Origin of the sequence: Ferdinandcohnia salidurans (assembly GCF_042680725.1) — a bacterium.
Classification (GTDB): Bacteria; Bacillota; Bacilli; order Bacillales; family Bacillaceae_L; genus Ferdinandcohnia; species Ferdinandcohnia salidurans.
On record NZ_JBHUEK010000004.1, the window covers coordinates 283,231 to 301,956 of the forward strand.

22 protein-coding genes and 2 pseudogenes are annotated in these 18,726 nt (G+C 37.8%); 18 read left to right on the forward strand and 6 right to left on the reverse strand.

All coding sequences use genetic code 11. The annotated features are described in order from the left end of the window. Positions 1–253: 253 nt before the first annotated feature. The 9 genes and pseudogenes from ACFSFW_RS01870 (at position 254) to ACFSFW_RS01910 (ending at position 6,917) form a co-directional block, all read left to right on the forward strand. Entirely contained in the window at positions 254–1,378 is a 1,125-nt protein-coding gene (locus ACFSFW_RS01870; RefSeq protein WP_388034709.1) for a conserved virulence factor C family protein, read from the forward strand. A 151-nt stretch (positions 1,379–1,529) separates the two neighbouring features. Next, positions 1,530–1,964 carry a BrxA/BrxB family bacilliredoxin gene (locus ACFSFW_RS01875; RefSeq protein ID WP_304219852.1) on the forward strand — a complete coding sequence of 145 codons (435 nt, stop codon included), beginning with the start codon at positions 1,530–1,532 and terminating at the stop codon, positions 1,962–1,964. A 59-nt stretch (positions 1,965–2,023) separates the two neighbouring features. Further along, positions 2,024–2,797, forward strand: a complete 774-nt coding sequence (locus tag ACFSFW_RS01880) for a class I SAM-dependent methyltransferase (RefSeq protein ID WP_304219851.1) — start codon at positions 2,024–2,026, stop codon at positions 2,795–2,797. Positions 2,798–2,875: 78 nt separating this feature from the next. After that, positions 2,876–3,007, forward strand: a complete 132-nt coding sequence (locus tag ACFSFW_RS01885; protein ID WP_099362815.1) for a YuzL family protein — start codon at positions 2,876–2,878, stop codon at positions 3,005–3,007. A gap of 554 nt (positions 3,008–3,561) precedes the next feature. Next, on the forward strand, positions 3,562–4,155 hold the full coding sequence (locus tag ACFSFW_RS01890; protein WP_099362816.1) for a YpjP family protein: 594 nt from the start codon (positions 3,562–3,564) through the stop codon (positions 4,153–4,155). A gap of 200 nt (positions 4,156–4,355) precedes the next feature. After that, positions 4,356–5,072: an anthrax toxin lethal factor-related metalloendopeptidase gene (locus ACFSFW_RS01895; protein ID WP_388034713.1), complete on the forward strand. Its 717-nt coding sequence runs from the start codon at positions 4,356–4,358 to the stop codon at positions 5,070–5,072. Positions 5,073–5,130: 58 nt separating this feature from the next. Next, a pseudogene (locus ACFSFW_RS01900) lies at positions 5,131–5,790 on the forward strand (thymidylate synthase); the annotation flags it as partial. Positions 5,791–6,051: 261 nt separating this feature from the next. Next, a pseudogene (thyA, locus tag ACFSFW_RS01905) lies at positions 6,052–6,348 on the forward strand (thymidylate synthase); the annotation flags it as partial. A gap of 74 nt (positions 6,349–6,422) precedes the next feature. After that, entirely contained in the window at positions 6,423–6,917 is a 495-nt protein-coding gene (locus ACFSFW_RS01910; RefSeq protein WP_388034716.1) for a dihydrofolate reductase, read from the forward strand. Positions 6,918–6,932: 15 nt separating this feature from the next. Here the strand turns inward: ACFSFW_RS01910 and trhA are convergent, their stop codons facing one another. Beyond that, positions 6,933–7,586: a PAQR family membrane homeostasis protein TrhA gene (trhA, locus tag ACFSFW_RS01915; RefSeq protein ID WP_304219847.1), complete on the reverse strand. Its 654-nt coding sequence runs from the start codon at positions 7,584–7,586 to the stop codon at positions 6,933–6,935. Between the two features lie 263 nt (positions 7,587–7,849). Between trhA and ilvA the strand changes: the two genes are divergently transcribed. From ilvA to ACFSFW_RS01930, 3 genes are all read left to right on the forward strand, one after another. After that, on the forward strand, positions 7,850–9,121 hold the full coding sequence (ilvA, locus tag ACFSFW_RS01920; protein WP_304219846.1) for a threonine ammonia-lyase IlvA: 1,272 nt from the start codon (positions 7,850–7,852) through the stop codon (positions 9,119–9,121). Between the two features lie 85 nt (positions 9,122–9,206). Then, the gene (locus tag ACFSFW_RS01925) at positions 9,207–9,458 is read left to right on the forward strand and encodes a DUF2535 family protein (protein WP_304219845.1); all 252 of its coding nucleotides are present in this window, start codon (positions 9,207–9,209) and stop codon (positions 9,456–9,458) included. 312 nt (positions 9,459–9,770) lie between these two features. Beyond that, positions 9,771–10,613 carry a DegV family protein gene (locus ACFSFW_RS01930; protein ID WP_304219844.1) on the forward strand — a complete coding sequence of 281 codons (843 nt, stop codon included), beginning with the start codon at positions 9,771–9,773 and terminating at the stop codon, positions 10,611–10,613. Between the two features lie 34 nt (positions 10,614–10,647). Here ACFSFW_RS01930 and ACFSFW_RS01935 read toward each other — a convergent pair whose 3' ends face one another. The 3 genes from ACFSFW_RS01935 to ACFSFW_RS01945 all read right to left on the reverse strand — a co-directional run bounded on the left by ACFSFW_RS01935 (position 10,648) and on the right by ACFSFW_RS01945 (position 12,899). After that, entirely contained in the window at positions 10,648–11,127 is a 480-nt protein-coding gene (locus tag ACFSFW_RS01935; RefSeq protein WP_304219843.1) for a PCYCGC motif-containing (lipo)protein, read from the reverse strand. A gap of 237 nt (positions 11,128–11,364) precedes the next feature. Then, positions 11,365–11,652, reverse strand: a complete 288-nt coding sequence (locus tag ACFSFW_RS01940) for a hypothetical protein (protein WP_304219842.1) — start codon at positions 11,650–11,652, stop codon at positions 11,365–11,367. 23 nt (positions 11,653–11,675) lie between these two features. Next, positions 11,676–12,899: an MFS transporter gene (locus tag ACFSFW_RS01945; protein ID WP_388034872.1), complete on the reverse strand. Its 1,224-nt coding sequence runs from the start codon at positions 12,897–12,899 to the stop codon at positions 11,676–11,678. 338 nt (positions 12,900–13,237) lie between these two features. Here ACFSFW_RS01945 and ACFSFW_RS01950 point away from each other — a divergent pair, with 338 nt between their 5' ends. The 5 genes from ACFSFW_RS01950 to cysC are packed head-to-tail and all read left to right on the forward strand — an operon-like array spanning position 13,238 to position 17,029. Then, positions 13,238–14,005 carry a phosphosulfolactate synthase gene (locus ACFSFW_RS01950; protein WP_388034722.1) on the forward strand — a complete coding sequence of 256 codons (768 nt, stop codon included), beginning with the start codon at positions 13,238–13,240 and terminating at the stop codon, positions 14,003–14,005. After that, entirely contained in the window at positions 13,990–14,550 is a 561-nt protein-coding gene (locus ACFSFW_RS01955) for a histidine phosphatase family protein (RefSeq protein ID WP_388034725.1), read from the forward strand. Before ACFSFW_RS01950 ends, ACFSFW_RS01955 begins: the two co-directional genes overlap by 16 nt. Further along, positions 14,531–15,238, forward strand: coding sequence for a phosphoadenylyl-sulfate reductase (locus ACFSFW_RS01960; RefSeq protein ID WP_388034728.1), 708 nt, complete (start codon positions 14,531–14,533; stop codon positions 15,236–15,238). Before ACFSFW_RS01955 ends, ACFSFW_RS01960 begins: the two co-directional genes overlap by 20 nt. A gap of 26 nt (positions 15,239–15,264) precedes the next feature. After that, complete coding sequence (gene sat, locus ACFSFW_RS01965) at positions 15,265–16,413, forward strand: sulfate adenylyltransferase (RefSeq protein ID WP_388034730.1); 1,149 nt, start codon at positions 15,265–15,267, stop codon at positions 16,411–16,413. Positions 16,414–16,423: 10 nt separating this feature from the next. Next, positions 16,424–17,029 (forward strand): adenylyl-sulfate kinase, encoded by a 606-nt coding sequence (gene cysC, locus ACFSFW_RS01970; protein ID WP_388034733.1) that lies wholly within the window; start codon positions 16,424–16,426, stop codon positions 17,027–17,029. Between the two features lie 24 nt (positions 17,030–17,053). On the opposite strand, the gene ACFSFW_RS01975 is transcribed toward cysC, so the two are convergent. Further along, complete coding sequence (locus tag ACFSFW_RS01975; protein WP_304219836.1) at positions 17,054–17,674, reverse strand: YitT family protein; 621 nt, start codon at positions 17,672–17,674, stop codon at positions 17,054–17,056. A gap of 176 nt (positions 17,675–17,850) precedes the next feature. On the opposite strand from ACFSFW_RS01975, the gene ACFSFW_RS01980 reads away from it, so the two are divergent. After that, positions 17,851–18,444 carry an SCO family protein gene (locus tag ACFSFW_RS01980; RefSeq protein ID WP_388034736.1) on the forward strand — a complete coding sequence of 198 codons (594 nt, stop codon included), beginning with the start codon at positions 17,851–17,853 and terminating at the stop codon, positions 18,442–18,444. Between the two features lie 48 nt (positions 18,445–18,492). On the opposite strand, the gene ACFSFW_RS01985 is transcribed toward ACFSFW_RS01980, so the two are convergent. Then, a complete protein-coding gene (locus ACFSFW_RS01985; RefSeq protein WP_304219834.1) occupies positions 18,493–18,642 on the reverse strand; it encodes a hypothetical protein in 150 nt (49 codons plus the stop codon). Between the last annotated feature and the right edge of the window lie 84 nt (positions 18,643–18,726).

The window sequence follows — 18,726 nt, forward strand, 5'->3', positions numbered from 1 at the left end:
TATAACTCACGTAAAAAATGTATTCCTGTTTCCAATCCTTAGTACAACAAAAGCGAAAACAACTCTTAATGAACACACATTTATGATATTGAGTGAAATAAGCCATTATGACAAAAGTTCGGATAATTAGTACTTAAGCGCTAAAATAAGACAAGGACTAATCAGTAGAAGTATAAGTTCTCACAATGGATATATGGTTAATTCGTGTGCTACAATTACGTTAGTATACTTAGTAGGAGAAGGAGCGGTAGATGTGAAAATTAAATCAATTGAACCAACACCTAGTCCGAATACAATGAAAATTATTTTAGACGAGGAACTACCAAAGGGGAAAAGCAATAATTATAAGAAAGAAAACATAGATCAAGCACCACCACTTATTAAAGAAATCTTAACAATTGAAGGTATTAAAGGAGTCTATCATGTAGCAGATTTTCTAGCGGTTGAACGAAATGCGAGGTATGACTGGCAGGAACTACTACCAAAGGTTCGAAAGGTATTTGGGGAAGTTGTCACAGAAGGCGAAAACGAAGCTCCAAAGCTGGATGAGCATTTTGGAGAAGTAAAGGTTTTTGTTCAAATGTACAAAGGTCTACCGATGCAGGTTAAGCTTCATGACGGTGAACAGGAATTCCGATTTGGATTACCTGATGTGTTTCGGGAAGCATTGCTGCGTGCACAAGAGATTTCAGGTAATGTTGTGTTAGAAAGAGAATGGAAGGAACAAGGTGTTCGATATGGCAATCATGAAGAAATAGGGAAAGAAGTTGTCGATGAACTATCTGCGGCTTATCCCAAAGAAAGATTTGACCGCATTGTTAAACAAATTTCAGAGCAAACTTCTGCTCCAACTGTCCAAAAAAGACAATCCTATAAAGTTACTTTGGAGATGTTGGATGACCCTGAATGGACAAAACGCTATGCAAGTCTCGAACAAATTGATCCAGAAGAGGAGGATATTCCTGTCCTTGCTAAAGCATTGAAAGATGAAAAACCATCTATTCGTCGTTTAGCGACTGTGTATTTAGGCATGATTGAAAAGCCTTCAGTGTTACCTTATTTGTATGAGGCTTTAAAGGATAAGTCGGTTACTGTTAGAAGAACAGCAGGAGATTGTTTGTCAGATATCGGTGACCCAGCTGCAATGGAAGCGATGTGCGAGGCATTGAAGGATTCGAGTAAGCTTGTAAGATGGCGCGCAGCGATGTTTTTATTCGAGGTTGGAGACGAGTCTGCATTAGATGCTCTAAAAGCCGCTGAAAACGATCCGGAATTCGAAGTGAAAATGCAAATCAATTTAGCCATCGAACGAATTGAAGGTGGAGAAGAGGCAAAAGGCTCTGTATGGAAGCAAATGACTGAAAGCCGTAATAACTAATCGGAGTTACATCCGCTTTTTATCAAATATTGTGGGGGTTTAACTCCTGAATATAAAAAAACTTTGGTATAGATTGGATGTTTGAAAATTGATTTTGCTTGGTCATCTATAGTATGCTAAGTTTATCGAATTTGAATTGGGAGGGATTTTTATGTCAATGGCATATGATGAATATATGAAGCAAATTGTGAAGCCGATGCGTCAAGAACTTGTTGTTGCAGGCTTTCAAGAGCTTCAAACAGAAGAAGAAGTAGAAAACTTCATGGAAAAAACAGAAGGCACCACACTAGTGGTCGTAAATTCTGTATGTGGTTGTGCTGCTGGACTTGCAAGACCTGCTGTTACTCAAGCAGTTCTTAATAACGAGAAGAAACCAGACCATCTTGTTACAGTATTTGCAGGTCAAGATAAAGACGCAACAGCAAAGATGAGAGAGTATTTCGAAGGCATCGAGCCATCATCTCCATCCATGGCTGTATTAAAAGGCAAGGAAGTTGTTCACTTCATTCCAAGACATGAAATTGAATCAAATTCAATGGAAGCAATCATGGAAAACATTACTTCCGCATTAAATAAGCATTGCTAAAATAGGAGTACAAAAAGGATGTCACTACGACATCCTTTTTTGTTCAAATAGGTGATTATATGATTGTAACGACAGCAGGGAGAACAAATGATGAGATGGTTGAGTTGGCTAAAAAAACTGCACTGGAACTCAACGTTACTTTTATCGAGAGGAAAAAGCGTTCTATCTCAAAGTTACAAGAACAAACCAACGAAGATGTTCTTGTTGTAGGAAAAAATCGGATTGAAATCTATCCTTTACATGGTGAAGAGCCACTTTTCTTCCATCCCAACTCTGCTATGTTTCGAATGAAAAGAATAATGAAGGGTGAGCATGATCCATTTATCCAAGCATCTGGTCTTTCTCAAGGTAACTCAATTTTGGACTGTACACTAGGCTTGGGGTCGGACAGCATTGTAGCGAGTTTCGTTGTAGGTGAAACAGGAAAAGTAACCTCCATAGAAGGAAACAAGTATTTGTATTATCTTTTAAAGGGCGGGTTAAAGAGCTGGGACACCGGAAATCCTAAAATGAACGAAGCGATGACTCGAATTGATGTGATGCACGATACTTATGAAAGCTTTTTATCTGCATGTCCCCCGAATAGCTTTGATATCGTTTATTTTGACCCAATGTTTGAGGAGACAATTGAAGAATCAGAAGGGATTAAGGGCCTCCGCCATTTTGCGATATACTCTTCATTAAGTACTGAAGCGATTGAAGCAGCAAAACGAGTTGCAAAGAAAAAAGTAGTACTAAAGGATCATTGGAAAAGTGAACAATTTGAAAAGAATGGATTTACCGTATATAAACGAAAAACAGCAAAATTCCATTTCGGAGTGATTGAGGTTTAAGAAAGAGTTACTGCCCGTGGTTGCAGGATATTTTGCCACACCTTTGGATACTTTAAATAACGTACGGAGGTGATGAACATGGCAAAACGTAAAAAGGACCCTTCAACAATCGGATTAGGTTCTGCAGATGTAGAGGGACAAGGTACTACCAATAAAGAAACGGGACGAATGGAAATGGATTCGTCTAGACGTAAGAAAAAGAAAATGTAACCAAAACGTTGTATTACATATTACTGCAAAAATAAAGCCCGCTTAAAAAGCGGGTTTCACTATTCAGTCACACAACAAGTTATAAAATATAGTAATGTAACAACACTTGCAATACCAAAAATCCAGTCCATCCTAACGAATCCACCTTTCAATTATGTATAATCAAATACGCCTTGGCGTATTTCTGCCCGATTTTTTTCGAGCCCGCTCGAAAAATTTCCTTCGAAAAATCGTGGCATCCGCCAGAGGCTTAACTTTATTCAGCCAAGTATTAACCTTGTTGAATTTAATATACTCTTTTGCATTCATCCCTAATTACAGAAGTGAGAACTTCTGCTGAATAAAGTTATCCCTATTTTATCAAATATTGAGGATTTTATGAACTTTAATTTTACGAAGGATTTTAACTTCTTAAAATGTGGTGATTTTGATGAATTTCCTTACTGGGCATTTATCCTTATTTTTTTGCATTTTCTTAATTTCATAGTAAAAATTTTTGCTAGATTGTGTTAAAATGGCGTTAAGGGTAAATGTGTTGAAAGGGCGTTTTCGTTATGAAAAAATGGTTGCGAAAAGCATTAGTCGTTTCATTTTCCGTTTTAACTCTTGGTTTGGTAGCGCCACCACCGGCTCTCACTATGCAGCAGGCGGATGCCGATAAGCCAAGTAAGTTAAATTCAATTAATGATCTAAATGCTGAGTCGAAGCTATATTCCAATTTTGAATCTGATTATGGATATGACAGTAGAAACTTTGTTACATATGCGATGTCACAGGCTGAAACAAAATCCTTCGAGAAATTTGGGAGTAAAATAGGGCCTGTTATTGAAGATGAATTCCGTAGTGCAATTTTGCCTAAAATTGAAAGTGTAATTGAATTATTAGCCGAGCAATATCCAACTGAACAACTTGACCATCTTGAGATTTCAGAGCAACCGTCTGGAGGAAATGGGGAAAAGATTTTCCATATTTTCGATAAAACGTCAGGAAAGGATATTATCCGTTTCCATGTAAGAAAGGATCATCCACCACAGGATGGCTATTGGTTTAACTTCCACTATCATACACATCATGATGGATTCCAAACACATCATGCATTAGGTGATATTTATTGGAATAAAAATACTCCGCCAAAATGGCTAAGTTAATAAAAGAGGAAAGGCAATCCAAGAGTGACGATTCGCTCTTATGGATTGCTTTTTTTGTCCGTATTTTTTCTTCTTGAAAAACTTACCACTCCTAGTCTAGCAGACTCATATTTCCAAATCTGATATACTATTATTACCATCTAAAAGAAGAGTGCGCTTTAGCATCACGATTTTATTCATAGATTAAGGAGAGCATTCTTATGCAAAAAACGCTTATTCTTACGCTTCTATTTGTCCTAGTAGGCTTTACCTATCATCCTGGTGAAGCGTCTCCTCATGGGGTCCCACTAAAAGATTATCAATCTCTCACACTATATATTGAAACATCGAATCTTAATAACTATGAAACATTAAAAAATATTATCTTATTACCTGAAACTAGATTTAATGAGTCTGCTGCAGCAAAAATGATTGAGCGTGTAAACCAAATTGACGAACTTATTTTGCAAGGATTGGTTGACAAAGGTGTTGTGCTAAAGCTGTTTACAGGGAATTTAACGGACGAGCCTACGGCAGCCTATTTGAAAGGGGAAAAGCCGCGTGGTTATAGTGAAAATGGACCGACTTGGGACGATGTGCCGGGAATTGGTGGCTCAGAAGTTGTACTAGCCAAAATCGGATCGAGTGAAAAAGGAAAGGGGCACGGGTCCATTAATTTAGAGTTGCATGAATTGGCCCATTCGATTGACAAATTTGTATTTGGTTCGGTTAGCGAAGATCCTTCTTTTTTATCCGTTTGGAAAAATGAAGTTAATCAATTATTCCCGGATCGTCCCTATTTTAGTAACTATCCTGAAGAATATTTCGCGGAAAGCTTTGCGATGTACTATTTTTCCGATCAGACAAGAGAACAATTAAAACTAGCAGCACCAATGACGCACCAGCTTTTTAATGAATTAAGCAAAACTCAGCAATGAATTTGACTGCTATTTGTAGTAATATAGTAGAATGAAGTTCATGCAAGGAGTGAATGTATTGAAACATGGTGAAAATGCGTACCTAGATCTATTAAAGCATGTTCTTGAAAAAGGTACGAAAAAAATGGACCGAACAGGGACAGGAACGGTATCTGTGTTTGGCTATCAAATGCGTTTTAATTTAAGTGAGGGCTTTCCTTTGCTTACAACGAAGAGAGTTCCATTTCGCTTAATCGCGAGTGAACTGCTTTGGTTTATTAAAGGTGACACGAATATCAGATATCTATTAAAAAATAACAATAATATCTGGAATGAGTGGGCGTTTAAAAATTGGATTGAGAGCGATGAATACACAGGTCCAGATATGACGGATTTCGGTAACAGAAGTCTGGTAGACCCTGAGTTTAATGAGTTGTATCAAGCTGAAATGGACAAGTTTAAAACTCGTATTTTAGAGGATGATGAGTTTGCTGCTAAATATGGCGAACTTGGTCCAGTTTATGGGAAACAATGGAGAGCATGGGAATCATCACGTGGTGAAACCATTGACCAGTTGAAAAATGTCATCAACCAAATTAAAAATAACCCAGATAGCAGACGTCATCTTGTCGTCGGATATAATCCGGGTGATGTTGAATTCATGGCATTACCGCCTTGTCACAGTCTGTTTCAATTTTATGTGGCCGATGGGAAATTGAGTTGTCAGTTGTATCAGCGTTTGTAAATGAGCGCCTTTAGGGAGAAATCTCTATAGAAAACCTACCTAAACGGGGAAACTCTTGCAAAAGACAATCCCGTGCTAAATTGTTTCTTTGTTGAAACATAAATGCCGAACGACTATCCCAATTGGGAGTACACCTAAGCAGGTGGAAATGGTAGGGGTCCATCATTGGATCGTGATATAGTCTCATCTGTATGGCGACATACAGCAGTTCATAAGTGAACGGGCTAGGTGTAGCGAACCTAGTTGAAGATCATGTCAGGCGACCTTTTTCTCGGAATTCCCTTCAATATCGCAAGTTATGCACTATTAACGCATCTAATTGCATTTGAATGTGGATTAGAGGTAGGGGATTTCATCCATACGATTGGGGATGCCCATATTTACACAAACCATATCGAGCAGGTAAACTTACAGTTAAGTCGTGACCCACGTCCGTTTCCGACAGTAAAATTAAATCCTGCAGTTAAATCTGTCTTTGACTTTGAAATGGATGACATCGAAATCGTGGGATATGAACCACTTCCATCCATTAAGGCACCTGTTGCCGTATAAGGCTATAAAGCATTTCTATTTTAAAGTTCCTAGGGTATAATTTATCCTAGGACTTTTTAGTAAGGAGAATTAATATGATTTCATTACTAGTTGCAATGGATAAAAACCAATTAATCGGTAAGGACAATGATCTACCATGGCGTTTACCTGCAGATTTAGCTTATTTTAAAAGAGTAACGATGGGGCACCCCATTATCATGGGACGTAAAACATACGATTCAATCGGACGACCCCTGCCAGGACGTGAAAATATCATCGTTACACGTGACACTTCGTACGAGGCTGAAGGCTGTAAAGTGATTCATTCCATCGAGGAAATTGTTAAAATGAATGAACAAACTGACCAGGAGCTATTCGTTATCGGCGGGGCGGAAATTTTCAAAGAAATCCTACCACATTCAGACCGTCTGTACATAACTGAAATCAATGAGGAATTTAAAGGAGATACCTATTTCTCAGCGTTTGATAAAGTAGAATGGAAGGTTATTTCAGAAGAAAAAGGCATTAAGAACGAGAAAAATCCATATGATTATACGTTTTTAGTATATGAAAAAATCCCGCAGAATTAAATTTGCGGGATTTTTTTATGAGATAAACGGTACATCTACGACATAAAATAGTATGCTAAAAAACATCGCGGCACTTCCTGCTAACACAAACAAATGCCAAATTGCATGGTTAAATGGTAGCTTTCTCCAGACATAGAAGACAGCTCCAACTGTATACAGGATTCCACCAGTTAATAACAACATAAAGCCGTTAAAACCGATGCTTTCATATAAAGGCTTAATTCCAACGATGATCAACCACCCCATCAGAACATAAAAAACCGTTGAGAGGATCATAAACTTTTCAACAAAGAAGACTTTAAACACGACCCCAACAATCGCTAGTCCCCATACAATTCCGAAAAGGGTCCAGCCTAACCAGCCTCCAATCGAAACAAGAACGAAGGGGGTATATGTTCCAGCTATTAATAAATAAATCGCTGAGTGATCTAGTATCGCGAACACCTTTTTCGCTTTCGGGTGTGTGATGCTGTGTAAAAGCGTTGAGAATAAATACAGCAGTATCATGGATGCTCCGAAAATAGAGAAGCTAACAACATGCCAGACGTCCCCATACTTCACCGCAAATATGATTAGCATGACGAGGGCAGGAATACTTAATAAAACCCCGAGACCATGTGTGATGGCATTTGCAATTTCTTCTTTTAATGTTTCTTGTCGAAATGTCATATTTATCACCTCTTGTTACATTTCTTTCTCCAATCATACTGCTAATAAAAAAAGAATACAAATGACATTCGTAATATATTACCCCGTTATTTTAGAAAAAAATTATTGAAAACCAATGGTGGCGGTTTCATTTTAAAAAGTAATACAATATTTAGAAAATTTTACTCCAGATAGGCTAATTCATGTTATAATGAACAAATTAAATCTGCATTACTGTACAGTGTTGTTGTAGAAATAGCGAAGTGAAAGGGGATATGGGACACGTGGCACACGAGGTAAAACAAAAACTAGATGGGATCCATGTAGAGGATATCATAAAAGCGAATCAAACATTGAAGGATGTAATAATCCATACACCTTTACAAAGAAATGAATTGCTATCTGAACGTTACGAATGTAACTTATTGATAAAACGAGAGGATTTACAAATTGTCCGTTCTTTTAAAATTAGAGGAGCCTATAATCGGATTAAAAATCTTACCGAGCTGGAGTTGAAAAATGGAGTTGTTTGTGCGAGTGCTGGAAACCATGCACAAGGCGTGGCTTTTTCATGCTTTGCGTTAAAGATTCAAGGTAAAATCTTTATGCCTTCCACGACACCAAGACAAAAAGTTTCTCAAGTAGAGGCTTTTGGTCGGGATTATGTAGAGATTATTTTAACAGGTGATACATTCGACGATTCTTATGAAGAAGCCGTAGCATGCTGTGAAAGAGAAAACCGTACATTTATCCATCCATTTAATGATGCTGATGTCATGGCAGGTCAAGGAACAGTAGCTGTAGAAATTCTAAATGATTGTGCAGAACCAGTTGATTATGTATTTGCTGCGATTGGTGGGGGCGGACTTATTTCAGGAATTTCAACCTATATGAAGAGCATCTCTCCTGAAACAAAGATTATTGGTGTTGAGCCTGAAGGTGCAACAAGTATGAAGACATCAATTGCCAACGGGGCGGTTACCACTTTGCCTAAAATTGATAAATTTGTTGATGGTGCCGCCGTTAAAACGGTGGGTGAAAATACATTCGAAATCAGTAAAAAGCTTGTTGACGATATCATTCCTGTGCCTGAAGGAAAGGTATGTACAACTATTTTGGACCTATACAATGAAAATGCCATCGTCGCTGAACCAGCAGGAGCATTATCAATTGCAGCACTTGATATGTACAAGGATCAGATTAAAGGAAAAACAGTAGTCTGTGTACTAAGTGGTGGTAACAATGATATCAGCAGAATGCAGGAAATTAAAGAACGTTCGATGCTCTATGAAGGCCTACAATGCTATTTCATTGTGAACTTTCCACAAAGAGCAGGTGCATTGCGGGAGTTCTTGCTTGATGTACTTGGACCAACTGATGACATTACTCGTTTTGAATACACCAAGAAAAATAACAAGGATAATGGACCTGCATTAGTTGGGATTGAATTAAAAGCTAAGGATGACTACCAAGCACTAGTAAACCGAATGGAGAAAAAAGGGTTCCCATTCCGTGAGTTAAATAAAGAAAATACATTATTTAATTTGTTGATTTAAATTCAATAATTCTACATTTTTAGACAAAGACGAAATGCTTGTTTTCATGTATAATATAAGAAACGGGTGAAAAAGGACTGATAGTTTGCTATTCAAAAGCCTAGAGTTCAAAAATAGTTATGGACATAAGGTAAAAGTAATTGAAATTCCAGTATTAGAGGAAGGCAACACATATCGCTTTATGCTCGATTTTCGCTTACAAGCATTTTTGTCGAAAATCATGACGAAATCAGGTCCAAGTCAAATCTATTCGTTTCGGGAATATTTGAAGACAGTGCTAAAATGGACTGATTATGAACGGATTTTTAAACTAGATATTTTAAAACATAATGCATAGTTTTAGAATGAGCTGATTAAAGATCAAATACGCCTTGGCGTATTTGCGCCCAGATTTTTTCGAGCATGCTCGAAAAGCTTCCTTTGAAAATCTGTGGCATCCGCCGGAGGCTCAACTTTATTCAATGATTACTTACAAAATTGAATATTAAACATGCATACGTCCCCACTTTCAAAGTGGGGTCTTCTTTTGAATAAAGTTGAATAAAATCGGCTCTTTTTTTCTGGTTAGGAATAATTTGTAAGCAACTCCCCGTTAAAATTTGGATAAACTATTTTTAAAATAGCTGTACCAGACGTAGGAAGTGAACGTATGACAAAGGTAAAAATCGTAACAGATTCTACAGCAGATTTATCAGAGGAACTAGTAAAAGAACTAGGAATCGAAGTTGTTCCCTTATCAATCACGATTGATGGAGAAACGTTTCTAGACAAGGTGGACATCACTCAACAAGAATTTTTAGCGAAAATGAAGCACTCTGTCGAATTGCCAAAGAGCTCTCAGCCGGCAGTGGGGCATTTCGTCGAGCTTTATGATCAATTAGGAAGTGATGGCAGCGAAATTATCTCCATCCACATGACTGGTGGGATGAGCGGTACAGTTACTTCTGCTGAGAATGCTGCTAATATAAGTGAATCGAATGTAACCGTGATTGATTCCATGTACATTTCTAGGGCTTTAGCATTTCAAGTTATTGAAGCTGCAAAAATGGCAAAAGCGGGAGAAACGAAAGAGCAGATCGTGAAACGAATCAATGAAATTAGGGAAAACTCAACTTTGTTTGTAACCGTTGATACGTTAGAAAACCTTGTAAAAGGTGGCCGGATTGGAAAAGGCAAGGCATTTATTGGTTCTTTACTGAACATTAAACCAATTGCGTCTTTACAGGACGGGGTCTATACTCCAGTTTCAAAGGTAAGAAGCCATGCTCAAATCGTGAAATACTTAAGTAAAAAATTCGCTGAAGATGTAAGTAATAAAACGATAAAAGGTGTAGCGATTGCTCAAGTTGATGCAATAGAACTTGCAACCAATTTAAAAGAGGCCATTAAGAAGCTGACTGGGTATGAAAATGTTGATATCGTCGAAACCACTCCAGTGATCAGCACTCACACTGGCCCTGGTGCAATTGGGTTTATGTATTACGCGGAATAGTACAAAGAAGACGTGTGAATTTCACACGTCTTTTTTAGATTTCGGGCTGTGGAGTTGGTGTTGGGTTAGCATAGCCTTCTTTATATGTTTCATCAATCATAGCTCGAATTTCACTTGGTGATTTTCCGTTTGAATATTCAAGCACGGCAGTAGCGGCGATTTCTAGGCAAACGTTACATTTTGTACCGTGGTCATCCCAAACAACTGCATCGCCTTTATTCTCATGGACAAAGCAATCGTAATTATCACGATGTCCAACAGAATCAGCACAACCACAATAGCAAGGCATTGTTTCAAGTAAATCTTTGTGCATTGCTGCAGCTTTATATATTGTCACTAATTCCTCTGACTTATCATCTAAAAAGGATGGCATTACATCAATTGAGGCTGTTTCCTCACGGATATCACCGATTACATGGTCTTCACCTTGGGACTCATGACTATCTCCATTTTGGGAGCAACCAACCATTCCAAACATGAGGATAAGCATGAGAAGGACAGATAATTTTTTCATTACAAACAACCTTTCCAATGTCTATGTAAGCCCATTTTAACATAATCCATGTCCTTAAAATATCTGTTCACCGTTTTGTCAAAATACGAAATGCGCAAGACGCCCGAATATCGGCGACAAGCACAAGAAAAGCGCTGACAGAAGGCGCTTTTTGCCTTCAGAAGCGATTGGCTTGTGACCTCGAGCCGATGGCGTCTGGAGCTAGACAAAGAAAAAAGGATATCGAAATTGATATCCTTACTTTTCTTCTGATTCTTCTTCTGATAAGTCTAATTTTTCTCCACCAATCGAGATGTAAGAGAAAATATCTAAATCTGGCTTTGCTTTTGCCATACCTTGAATGTACGGCGTGATCGTGTCTTTAAAATCCTTACTTACACCCAATTCCTCACAGTGTCCATAGACATACATTTTTTTATCATCAAAGAAAAACGAGATATAGCCAAGTGCTTTTTTATCTTGATTGACTATGTTTAGTATCTGACATTCTTCCTTGATAACCTCTGGAGAAACAAAAATTTGCAAAGCTCAACCTCTCCTTTATCATATTAGGTAAACTGAAGTTTTTTGAACAGAGAATCATTTGTTTCTTTATTAGGATTTTTCTTTTTAACATGAATTAGGAGCATACATAAAAGCCCAACTACAAGTGTTAGTGATGCAGTTGTTAAAAACATACCGGCTCTTGACCAATTCATTAACCAACCATATATAGGTGGACCAATGGCCACTCCCAAGAAGCGAACAGAGCCATAAAGAGAAGTAACAAATCCGCGCTTTTCGGATGATACAGAGCCTGTTATAAAGCTGTTTATACAAGGTAATACAAGCCCAGTTCCAATACTGCTGATTGCCAAAACGGCAATAAACGGAATCAAGCTCTCAAAAAAGACTAATAAGGCAAACGAAACAGTCATGAGTATAAGGCCAATGATGATAAGCTTTTTCATCAAAGGCATCTTTTTTCCGATTTTACTACCTGTTATATACGATGTTGTTGTCATACATAATAATGGAATTGCTAATATAGCCCCTTTAAGTACACCGTCTGTATCATACGTTTTTTCTAATACATCAGATAAGTAAAAGAGAATCCCAAAAAGGGTGAATAAGCAGGTTGCTCCAGCTAAATATGCTGTGAATAACCATCTACCTTCATGTTTAAACACCGAAAACAATCCGCGCACATATTTTTTAAGTGGGGGTGGTTCTTTCTTTTGCTTTTTCTCTTTAACAAAGAATATCGTGAGAAGTACGGAAATTAAGCAAAAAATTGGGAAAGCAAAAAAGGCAGCATACCAAAATAGTAACGCTAGAAGGGAACCGATAATGGGTGAGATAACCTTCCCAAAGCCATTTGATGCCTCCACGAGTCCTAGAACTCGGCTTTGTTTTCCCCCTTTAAATAAATCTCCAGTAAGCGCCATTGCGATAGGTGCTGTTCCTGCCGCACCGACACCCTGCATAAGTCTACCAGCCATGATCCAAAAATAAGGACTAGAAAACCATGCGGCTGCTGCACCAGCAAGCAATCCACCTGTACCGTAAAGAATTAATGCAGGTATAATGACCGCTTTCCTAGAAAAACGATCCGAGAAATAGCCAAGTAATGGGATTGAAATCGCCGCTGCAACTGAGAATGTTGTGATTACAAGACTCACCTGAAATTGGCTGATATCTAGCTCTTTTTGCATTTGTGGTAAAACAGGGATGAGCATCGAATTACCAAGTACCAGGATTAGTGGAATAGAACTAATCGCAACAATTGTCATTGCTGAATTTTTTTGATTTGACAAGTTTTTGCATCTCCTTCTTTTACGGTATGTAAAAGGCTGGATGAACTTCATCCGTTCCTCTCTTGTCATTGTCGTTAAAATCAATTATTGCCTTACTATTTTTTCAATATCTCACGAAACCTATTCTGTAAGTAGTTTCCAAATGAATAGTGCCCAGAAAAGCCCAATCTATACACCCTTTACCTATTTTTGAATAACATATCAACTGTAAGAAGATGGGTATATGTAACAAAAATAGAACAGAAGCCTAAGAAGAATTGGGCAAATGTAGTGAGGATTTTATCCTTACGCTGGACTAAGGAGGAGTTATTCCTATGAATTTTTTAGATGTTCCTTTACGAACACAGGGAGAACGAAGCTATGGACTTACGTCAATCGCTGATTTTGGTACGCCATTAGGTCAATTAGAGGCTTATTTACAGGATTATCATGCCTATATCGATATCGCGAAAATTGGGATTGGCTCCGCTTATGTGACCCCAAACCTACAAGAAAAAATCAACCTCTATAAAAAATACAATGTCATTCCTTATTGTGGCGGAACCCTTTTTGAAAAATGCTTTGTACAAGAGAAACTTGACGAATATGCAAAAAGCCTACAAACGCTAGGGATTGAATGGATTGAGATCTCAAATGGAACAATTGACATCCCACTTCATAAGAGAATTTCATTAATCAAAAAACTAAAACAACATTTTAATGTCATTGCAGAGGTTGGTTCAAAAGATCAAGATAAAGAAATGCCTTTATCTGAGTGGGAACATGAGATTAATTTACTGCTGGCAACAGGTTGTAAATATGTCATAACTGAGGGGAGAGACTCAGGGACAGCAGGTATTTACAATCGTTCAGGCAACGTCAACATGGATTTAATTAATCAAATTTCCCAAAATATTGACGTAAATAAGGTGATATTTGAAGCGCCGACTCCTAAGCAACAAATGTTTTTTATTAATCAGTTTGGAGCGAATGTCAACCTCGGAAATGTGAAATTACAAGATGTACTCGTTTTAGAATCACAAAGACTCGGACTACGAAGCGAAACCTTTTTCCTGGGGGAGAAGACATGGAACTTACCTTAATCAGGCATCTTCCAACTGAATGGAACGAAAAAGGAGTTCTCCAAGGGAGCAAGGATATTCCTATTTTAGAGCTAACTGACGCAACAAAAAAGGCAATTGAAACCAATAAAGAATTGTTAAAACCAACATACTCATTGATTTTAACGAGTGAATTAACTCGCACCCAACAAACAGCAAAGGGCTATGGGTATGAGAGTTTTGAAATAGAGCCACTATTAAATGAGCTTCATTTTGGAGAATTCGAAGGGAAAGAAAAGAAGCTTCTCATCGAAACGCATAAAAATGAGTGGTTTACACGTCCAGGTGAAATTATGCTTGGGGAAAAGATTTCGAACTTGGAGAAAAGGGTGCACTCATTTTTACAAAAATACAAGGATTTTGAGTCGATTTTAGTATTTGGTCATGGTTCCTGGATACGAGCATGTGTTTCTTATCAAAAATTCGGAACCATCAATAATATGAATCAGCTAGAGATAAAAAACAATCAGTTGCTAACGATCAAGGTCCGGGAGGAGGAACACAAGATTGGGCGACATCACATATGAAAATTGGAATGAGGAAAGTGTAAAGGACGTTGTAAACAACAACAAAGATTATTACGACATTTTAAAATGGGCGTATCGAACATATTCAGCAGAAGACATTGTCTATGCATGTAGCTTTGGAGCTGAGGGTATGGTCCTCATTGACTTGATTTCTAAGGTTAACAAGGAGGCAAGAATTGTCTTTTTAGATACAGGACTTCATTTTAAAGAAACCTACGAACTCATTGATAAGATCAAAGAAAAGTATCCAACTCTCACTATTGAACTAAAAAAAACGGCCTTAAATTTAGCGGAGCAGGCAAAAAAGCACGGGGATGAGCTATGGAAAACGAATCCTAATTTATGCTGTCAGATTCGAAAAATTGAACCTCTACATGAGGTTTTAACATCTACAAAGGCTTGGATTTCAGGACTGCGGAGGGAGCAGGGGCCAACCCGCAAAAATACGGAATACCTGAACAAGGATGAAAAATTTAAGAACATAAAAATCTGTCCGCTTATTTATTGGACTTGGGACGATGTTTGGACTTATATCAAGCTGAACAATCTTCCCTACAATGAGTTACATGACAAAGATTATCCAAGTATTGGGTGTGCACCTTGTACAAATCAAGCATTGAATGGAGATTTGCGTTCAGGAAGATGGGCCAATTCTGATAAAACAGAATGCGGTTTACATGTGAAATAACGATATAGGTAATGGAGGTTTTTAACGTGTCATTAAGTACGCCGCATGGCGGTTCGCTGGTAAATCGTTTCAATCCAACTTTAAACGTTGAAGAAATCGATAAACAAATTGAACTGAGTAACATGGAGTTAAGTGATTTGGAATTAATAGCGGTTGGGGCATATAGTCCGCTTGAGGGATTTGTAGGTAAAGAAGACTATGAATCGATTCTACACTCAATGAGACTTGCAAACGGTTTGCCTTGGTCAATTCCTATCACATTGGCGGTTGATAAGGCAACGGCAAAAAAGATATCAATCGGAGAAAAGGTTCGATTAGTACAAAATGATGAGGTTTATGGGGTCATAGAAGTGACCGAAAAATATGTGGCAAATAAAGAAGTTGAAGCTTTTAAGGTGTATCGAACGACGGAAAATGCGCATCCGGGTGTTAAACGTTTGTATGAAAGACCAAGTGTATATATTGCCGGTCCGATTCATATGATTAAGCGTCCAAAAAAGGAAAAGTTTGAAACATTTTACTTGGACCCAATCGAAACAAGAGCGGTGTTTGAACATCTTGGTTGGAAGAAAGTAGTCGGATTTCAAACACGTAATCCAGTACACCGGGCACATGAATATATTCAAAAATCCGCATTAGAAGTTGTAGACGGATTATTCTTAAATCCCTTAGTAGGGGAAACGAAGTCGGACGATATTCCAAGTGATATCAGAATGGAAAGTTATATGGTTCTCCTAGAAAAATATTATCCGAAAAACAGAGTGTTTTTATCAGTGTTTCCGGCTGCGATGCGTTATGCAGGTCCAAGAGAAGCGATTTTCCATGCTTTAGTTCGGAAAAATTATGGCTGCACTCACTTTATAGTCGGTCGGGATCATGCAGGAGTTGGAAATTACTACGGAACATATGATTCACAAACTATTTTTAGTCATTTTACAGAAGATGAATTAGGAATTTTGCCATTGTTTTTTGAGCATAGTTTTTTCTGTAGAAAATGTGGGAATATGGCCTCCGCAAAAACATGTCCTCATAGTAAAGAAGACCATGTCATTTTATCGGGCACAAAGGTACGTGAAATGCTAAAAGCGGGTAAAAAACCACCAAAGGAATTTAGTAGACCAGAAGTAGTCGAGGTCCTCATTCGAGGATTGGTAGAACAATACACAAAGATATAAGGTGGGGAATATGGGCGAAGAACAATATATTATATGGCATCAATCAACGATCACGAAGAATGAGCGACAACAACAAAATCAACATAAAAGCTGTGTAATTTGGTTTACTGGTCTATCAGGTTCTGGTAAATCATCATTAGCAAATGCCCTTGACAAAGAGCTTTTCTCACTAAATGTACAAAGCTACGTCCTTGATGGTGACAATATTCGTCATGGATTAAATGCCGGACTGGGATTTAGCAAAGAGGATAGAAAAGAAAATATACGCAGGATAGGTGAGGTATCAAAGCTATTTGTTGATAGTGGGCAAATCGTTTCTACAGCGTTCATTTCACCGTTTCGAGAGGATCGCGATCAGGTGAGAGCCTTGTTTCCTGACGGGGAATTTATCGAGGTTTATGTGAAATGTCCAATTACTATTTGTGAAAATCGTGATCCAAAGGGTTTATATCAAAAAGCAAGGAATGGAGAGATATCCGAATTTACCGGAATAAGCTCTCCATACGAAGAACCCAATCATCCAGAGTTGATTATAGAGACAGATAAATTAACCATTTCACAATCAGTTGGAACGATTATTAACTATTTAAAAGATAGGGAAATACTGTTGAAGTAAGAAAGTACATTTGGCTTTCTTACTTCATTTTTTTCGCCAACCCAGTGATGGTGTATGGATAAAAGAAGGTGCTCTAAGATGATAGATTACGTCAATGATATTTGTTGATACTGTTTGGCAAATAATCGCATAAAAAACGATTGGGATATCGATTACTGTTGCTGTTAATAAGAAAATGAAAAAATTTAACCAAAGCATGACTTTACCAGGAGACCAATCATTGTATTGTGCAATCATTAATGTTGGGATCACCATTCCGCCACTGGATGAACCACTTCGGATTAAAAGTCCGACACCAATACCAAAAATCACTGCCCCACTTAATAGGTCAAGCCAGAAGAAAGGGGTTAAGAATGACCCAAGAGTAGATACATAACTCACTGTCACCGAAGTAATCGTCACGGCAATCATCGTTTTTACCGTCCATGAAAACCCAAAGTATTTTAAAGCAAGAATTAAAAAGGAAAAATTTACAATCCAAAGGGATATGCCAAGAGGCAAATCGACCCAATGATTCATTAGTATCGCAAGCCCCGCAGCACCACCGGAAGGAATATTATGAGGAAATAAAAATAAGGACATACCGAGCCCTTGTAGAAATGCGCCGATTACAATACATATATAGGTAATAATGATTTTAGGCATTTGAATAAAAACCTCTCCAACCAGTAAAATAGAACCTCATACCCGTTAACCTCCCAAAACTCACTCTCCTTGTCCATTTTATGATGACAAGCTGTTTGATATGTTCGAAAATTGTTCACAGCTATTTTGTTGTAAGTTTGTCACATATTCTTTAAAATGAGATATTGAATGGAAAAATGACGAATGTAGGTGAAAACGTGAAAAGAATAAAATTTTTTGTTATGATCGCCCTTATTTTTATTTTAGCTGCGTGTGGAAATAGTGGTATCGCAAATCCCTTGAATTATGAGGTTTCCGATTTCTCCTATGTAAATCAGAACGGCGAAGATTTTAGCCTAAAAGATTTAGAAGGAAAAGTATGGATAGCGGATATGATCTTTACACAGTGTGACACGGTTTGTCCACCAATGACTGCACATATGGCAAAACTTCAAGGAATGGTTAAAGAAGAAGGGCTAGATGTTGAATTTGTTTCTTTTTCAGTTGACCCAGAAGTTGATACGCCTGAAATGCTGAAGGAATATGCAGAAGGCTATTCAGATGATTTATCAAACTGGCATTTGTTAACTGGATATACGTTGAATGAAATCACAGTATTTGCAAAAGACAGCTTTGCAGCCTTAGTTGCAAAACCAGAAGGTGAAGACCAGGTGGTGCATATGACTAAGTTCTATTTAGTAGACCAAAATGGAACAGTGTTAAAGGATTACGATGGAGTTTCAGATACACCATATGAAGAAATTATTGCAGACATCAAAAAAGTACAATAGTTTGATTGAACAAGGACTCCTGACTCGGAGTCCTTTTTGCTTACCCCCTCAATCCTCTGCAGATTCGACCCCGTCAACAACGATGGTTTCTAGCTCTTTCCAGAACAGTTCGTGACTAGTGAAGGTCATACAGCCACTTGAGATGTGTTCAGGGAATTCTTGTATTGAATCTTGTTGTTTTTCATTATCTTTTTCCATCTAAAAGACTTCCTTTCAAATATATTTGAATGTACATAGTTTTTTTTAAATGGCCTACTTTTATCTTGCCTTACTTTTCCAAAA